This is a genomic window from Mycobacterium sp. E1386 (genome assembly GCF_001672745.1).
In the GTDB taxonomy this organism is placed as follows: Bacteria; Actinomycetota; Actinomycetes; order Mycobacteriales; family Mycobacteriaceae; genus Mycobacterium.
The window spans coordinates 1-4,896 of sequence record NZ_LZKH01000129.1; the positions used below are offsets into that span (position 1 = coordinate 1).

The following is a 4,896-nucleotide window of genomic DNA, read 5'->3' on the forward strand; positions in this document are numbered from 1 at the left end:
ACCTCCCCGGCGCGGGCCGCGTATCTGGCCGGGGCGTGGGGCGCGGTGGCGTCGCTGTCCCCGGAGTTATTCCTGCGGCGGCGCGGCACGCTCGTGACCTCCAGCCCGATCAAAGGCACCCTGCCCCTGGACGCCTGGCCGTCGGCGCTGCGGGCGTCGGCCAAAGAGGTGGCCGAGAACATCATGATTGTGGACCTGGTGCGCAACGACCTCGGCCGGGTAGCGCTCGTCGGCACCGTCACCGTGCCCGAGTTGTTGGTGGTCCGGCGCGCCCCCGGCGTGTGGCACCTGGTGTCCACCGTGTCGGCGCGGGTTCCGGTCGAACTGCCGACGTCGGCGCTGCTCGACGCCGCCTTCCCGCCGGCCTCGGTTACCGGGACCCCCAAACACCGGGCCCGCCAACTGCTTTCGCAGTGGGAGCCGCATCGACGCGGGATATATTGCGGCACAATCGGTTTGGCCTCTCCCGTGGCCGGATGCGAGCTGAACGTCGCCATCCGCACGGTCGAGTTCGACGCCGCGGGTGGCGCCGTGCTCGGCGTCGGCGGGGGGATCACCGCGGACTCCGATCCCGACGCCGAATGGGCCGAATGCCTGCACAAGGCGTCCCCCATCGTGGGGCAGCCGCGCATCGCCGCCGCGTTTTCGGCCGGCTGACCTCACGCGCGGCGCGACTGCAGGACCGCGTCGTAGAGCTGGCGTGAGCGCACCCCCGGATTCGCGTCGGCCACCTCACCGCAGGCGTCCTTGACGCGGGCGCCGTCGGCGACCAGCTCCTCCACCCGCGCGACCAGCGACGGCAGGTCGGCGCGTGGGGTCGCACCGGCGAGCACGACGGTGATCTCGCCGAGCACCCCGTCGTCCGACCACGCCGCCAGCTCGTCGAGCGATCCGCGCACCACCTCCTCGTGCACCTTGGTCAGTTCCCGGCAGATCGCCGCCCGGCGGTCACCGCCGAGTTGGTCGACGGCGTCGCGCAGAGTCGCGGCCAACCGGCGCGGCGATTCGAAGAACACGCAGGTGCGCCGCTCGTCGGCCAGCGACTCGAGCCAGGTCCGCCGCGCGGCCTTCTTGCGCGGCGCGAAACCCTCGAAACAGAATTTCTCCGCCGGGAGACCCGACAGTGCCAGCGCGGTCATCACCGCCGACGGGCCCGGGAGACAGGTCAGCGGAAGGTCGGCCTCCACGCACGCCGCGACCAGCCGGAAGCCGGGGTCGCTGATCAGCGGCATCCCGGCATCGCTGACCACCAGCACCGTCGCACCCGCCTTGAGGGCGGCGATCAGCGAGTCCACCCGGGCCGCCTCCACCCGGTCGAACAGGCTGATCACCCGGCCGGAAATGGCGACGTCCAGCGCTTTCGCCAGCATCCGCACCCGGCGGGTGTCCTCGGCCGCCACCACGTCCGCGTGGGCGAGGGCGTCGATCAGGCGGGGCGAGGCGTCCGACGGCTGGCCCAGCGGCGTCGCGCCCAGCAACAGGCGGCCAGTGGTCATGACCGACAGCCTACGATCGACAGCGATGTCCGCCCCGCCCCGCGAAAGCCCCGTCGTCGAGGGCGAGCGTGTCGTGCCCGTCGTCAGCCCGGGTCCGATGGTTCCGGTGGCCGACTTCGGGCCCACCGATCAAATCCGCGGCTGGGTCGTCACGGGCGTGATCGCCGTACTCGCGGCGATCACCCGCTTCCTCAATCTGGGTTCGCCGACCGACGCCGGCACCCCCGTCTTCGACGAGAAGCATTACGCGCCGCAGGCCTGGCAGGCGCTGCACAACCACGGGGTGGAGGACAACCCCGGGTTCGGCTTGGTGGTCCATCCGCCGGTCGGCAAGCAGCTGATCGCGATCGGGGAGGCGATCTTCGGATACAACGGCGTCGGCTGGCGCTTCACCGGCGCCCTGCTCGGCGTGGTGCTGGTCGTGCTGGTGACGCGGACCGTCCGGCGGATCAGCCGCTCGACGCTGGTCGGCGCCATCGCCGGCGTGCTGGTGATCTGCGACGGGGTCAGCTTCGTTGCCGCGCGGACCGCGCTGCTCGACGGCATCCTCACCTTCTTCGTGGTCGCGGCGTTCGGCGCGCTGATCGTCGACCGGGATCAGGTGCGCCAGCGCATGCACGTCGCGCTGCTTGCCGGGCGCGCCGCCGAGACGGTGTGGGGGCCGCGCCTGGGGGTGCGCTGGTGGCGCTTCTCCGCGGGCGTCCTGCTCGGATTGGCTTGCGGGACAAAGTGGTCCGGGCTGTATTTCGTGCTGTTCTTCGGCGCGATGTCGTTGGCGTTCGACGTGGCGGCGCGGCGCCAGTACCAGGTGCCGAACCCGTGGCGGGGGGTTTTGCGGCGCGACCTGATTCCCACCGCTTACGCGCTCGCGCTCGTCCCGTTCGCGGTGTACCTGGCCAGTTACGCGCCGTGGTTCGCGTCCGAGACCGCGATCGATCGACACGAGGTGGGTCAGTCGATCGGCCCGCACTCGGTGGTGCCGCTGCCCGACGCCATCCGCTCGCTATGGCATTACACCGCCAAGGCTTTCGATTTTCATAAGAGCCTGACGAACGCCGCGGGGAACTACCACCCGTGGGAGTCCAAGCCGTGGAGCTGGCCGATGTCGTTGCGGCCAGTGCTGTACGCGATCGATCAGCAGAACGTCTCCGGGTGCGGCGCGCAGTCGTGCGTCAAGGCGGAGATGCTGGTGGGCACTCCGGCAATGTGGTGGCTCGCGGTCCCGGTCCTGGTGTATGCGGCCTGGCGCACCTTCGTTCGCCGCGACTGGCGTTACGCCGTTGTGCTGACCGGCTATTGCGCCGGCTGGCTGCCCTGGTTCGCCGACATCGACCGCCAGATGTACTTCTTCTACGCGGCGACGATGGCGCCGTTCCTGGTGATGGGGATCGCCCTGATCTGTGGCGACATCCTCTACCAGCCGGGTCGAGCCCGCGGGCTGAGCTCGGAACGGCGCACACTCGGCCTGATCGCCGTGTGCTGCTACGTCGCGTTGGTGGTGACGAACTTCGCCTGGCTCTTCCCGGTGCTCACCGGCCTGCCGATCTCGCAGCAGACTTGGGACATGGAGATCTGGCTGCCCAGCTGGCGGTAGTCGATTTTTGCGCGGCGATCTCGACGTCTAATGCAGCGGGTCGCGGGCGACCGGGCACGACATGCAGCGGGGGCCGCCGCGACCGGTGCCCAGCTCGGACCCCGCGATGGTCAGCACCTCGATGCCCGCGTCCTGCAGGCGGGCATTGGTCTGCGCGTTGCGTTCGTAGGCGACGACGACTCCGGGCGCCAACGCCAAGGTGTTGTTGCCGTCGTCCCATTGCTCCCGTTCGGCGATGACGGGGTCCAACCCCGTGTCGATGACGCGCAGCCTGTCGATCTCCATCGCCTTGGCGGCGGCCTCCAGAAAGGGCGCCTCGTCGCTGATGGCGACGCCGTCCGGCGTGCGCTCGATCGTGAACGCCGAGAGCGTGTCGACGACGTTGGCGTACATCACCACGGTGTCGGTGTCGACCATCGTGCACACCGTGTCCAAGTGCATCTGCGCGCGCCGCTGGGCGATCGGCACGGCCAGCACCTTGTGCGCGAGGTCGTCGTCAAAAAGGCTGCGGGCCAACGCTTCCGCACCCGCCGGGGTGGTGCGCTCGCCCACGCCAACCGCGACCACCCCTGGGGCGAGCAGCAGGACGTCACCTCCTTCGACCGGAGCGGTGCGCGACTCGTAGGCGCGCCGCACTCCGGTGAACCGCGGGTGATGGGCGTAGATGAGATCGGTCAACGATGCCTCGCGCACCCGGGCGCGCAGCGCCAGCGTGGGGATGACCACCCGCGGACCGATCCAGATCGACGAGTCACGGGTGAACACGAGGTTGGGCAGTGGCTCGATGACGAAGTCGGCGCCGTGGTGCATGCGCAGCACCAACGACACGTCGGTGCGGATGTCCGACGGCAATTCGTTGAACGTCATGCCGGCCATCAGCACCTGGGCCAGCCTGCCGGCGTCCAGGCCCCGCAAGTACGCCGAAAGAGATTGCGCCAGCGGCACTCCGAGCCGGCGCGCGTCGACGGCGGCGGCGACACCCTGCATCCGCGCGGCCCCGCTGTGGGTCAGCGCCTCGGCTAGCAGGTCCGACAACAGCAGCACCTCCACGCCACGCGAACGCAGCAGCTCGGCGAACTGGTCGTGTTCGTCTTGCGCGCGCGCGACCCAGGGCAACCCGTCGAAAAGCAACTGGTCCATGTTGCGCGGATTGAGCCGCCGCAGCTCGCCGCCGGGGCGGTGCAGGATGACGACCCGCAGCGTGCCCACCTCGGAATTGGTGCCCAGCTCAACCACACCCACAGTGAAAACGGTAGCCGGTCGCGCCGCCGGTCCCCGCTCCATCGAACGGATGTGCGATAGACTGGGCGTCGTGGAGATGGCGGCACAAGGCTCCCTGTTCCAGCACACCGAGCGCAGAGAACTCGGTGACGGCGCCTTTATCGAGATCCGCGCGGGCTGGCTCACCGACGCCGACGACCTGCTCGAAGGTCTGTTATCGGCCGTGCCCTGGCGGGAGGAACGCCGCCAGATGTATGACCGGGTGGTCGACGTGCCGCGACTGGTCAGCTTTCACGACCTCACCGTCGACGAGCCGCCCCATCCGCTGTTGGCCCGGCTGCGGCGCCGGCTCAACGATATCTACGCGGGCGAGCTGGGCGAGCCGTTCACCACGGTCGGGTTGTGCTGCTACCGCGACGGCTCCGACAGCGTCGCCTGGCACGGCGACACCATCGGCCGCAGCAGCTCCGAGGACACCATGGTGGCGATCATCAGCCTGGGCGCTACCCGTACCTTCGCCATGCGCCGGCGGGGTGGCGGCCCGTCGTTGCGGCTGCCGCAGGCGCACGGGGATCTGCTGGTGAT

5 protein-coding genes are annotated in these 4,896 nt (G+C 69.9%); 3 read left to right on the top strand and 2 right to left on the bottom strand.

Annotated elements, in window-relative coordinates; genetic code table 11:
- Nucleotides 1-657: aminodeoxychorismate synthase component I (locus A5709_RS13580; RefSeq protein ID WP_156768041.1), on the top strand; the 657-nt coding region annotated here is incomplete at its 5' end.
- 2 nt (nt 658-659) lie between these two features.
- Here the strand turns inward: A5709_RS13580 and rsmI are convergent.
- On the bottom strand, nt 660-1,496 hold the full coding sequence (gene rsmI, locus A5709_RS13585) for a 16S rRNA (cytidine(1402)-2'-O)-methyltransferase (RefSeq protein WP_068120342.1): 837 nt from the start codon (nt 1,494-1,496) through the stop codon (nt 660-662).
- 25 nt (nt 1,497-1,521) lie between these two features.
- On the opposite strand from rsmI, the gene A5709_RS13590 reads away from it, so the two are divergent.
- Nucleotides 1,522-3,090 carry a dolichyl-phosphate-mannose--protein mannosyltransferase gene (locus tag A5709_RS13590; RefSeq protein ID WP_068120344.1) on the top strand — a complete coding sequence of 523 codons (1,569 nt, stop codon included), beginning with the start codon at nt 1,522-1,524 and terminating at the stop codon, nt 3,088-3,090.
- Nucleotides 3,091-3,117: 27 nt separating this feature from the next.
- Here A5709_RS13590 and arcA read toward each other — a convergent pair whose 3' ends face one another.
- Entirely contained in the window at nt 3,118-4,332 is a 1,215-nt protein-coding gene (gene arcA, locus A5709_RS13595) for an arginine deiminase (protein ID WP_068120346.1), read from the bottom strand.
- 70 nt (nt 4,333-4,402) lie between these two features.
- Here arcA and A5709_RS13600 point away from each other — a divergent pair.
- On the top strand, nt 4,403-4,896 hold a 494-nt coding region (locus A5709_RS13600; protein ID WP_197520141.1), incomplete at its 3' end, for an alpha-ketoglutarate-dependent dioxygenase AlkB.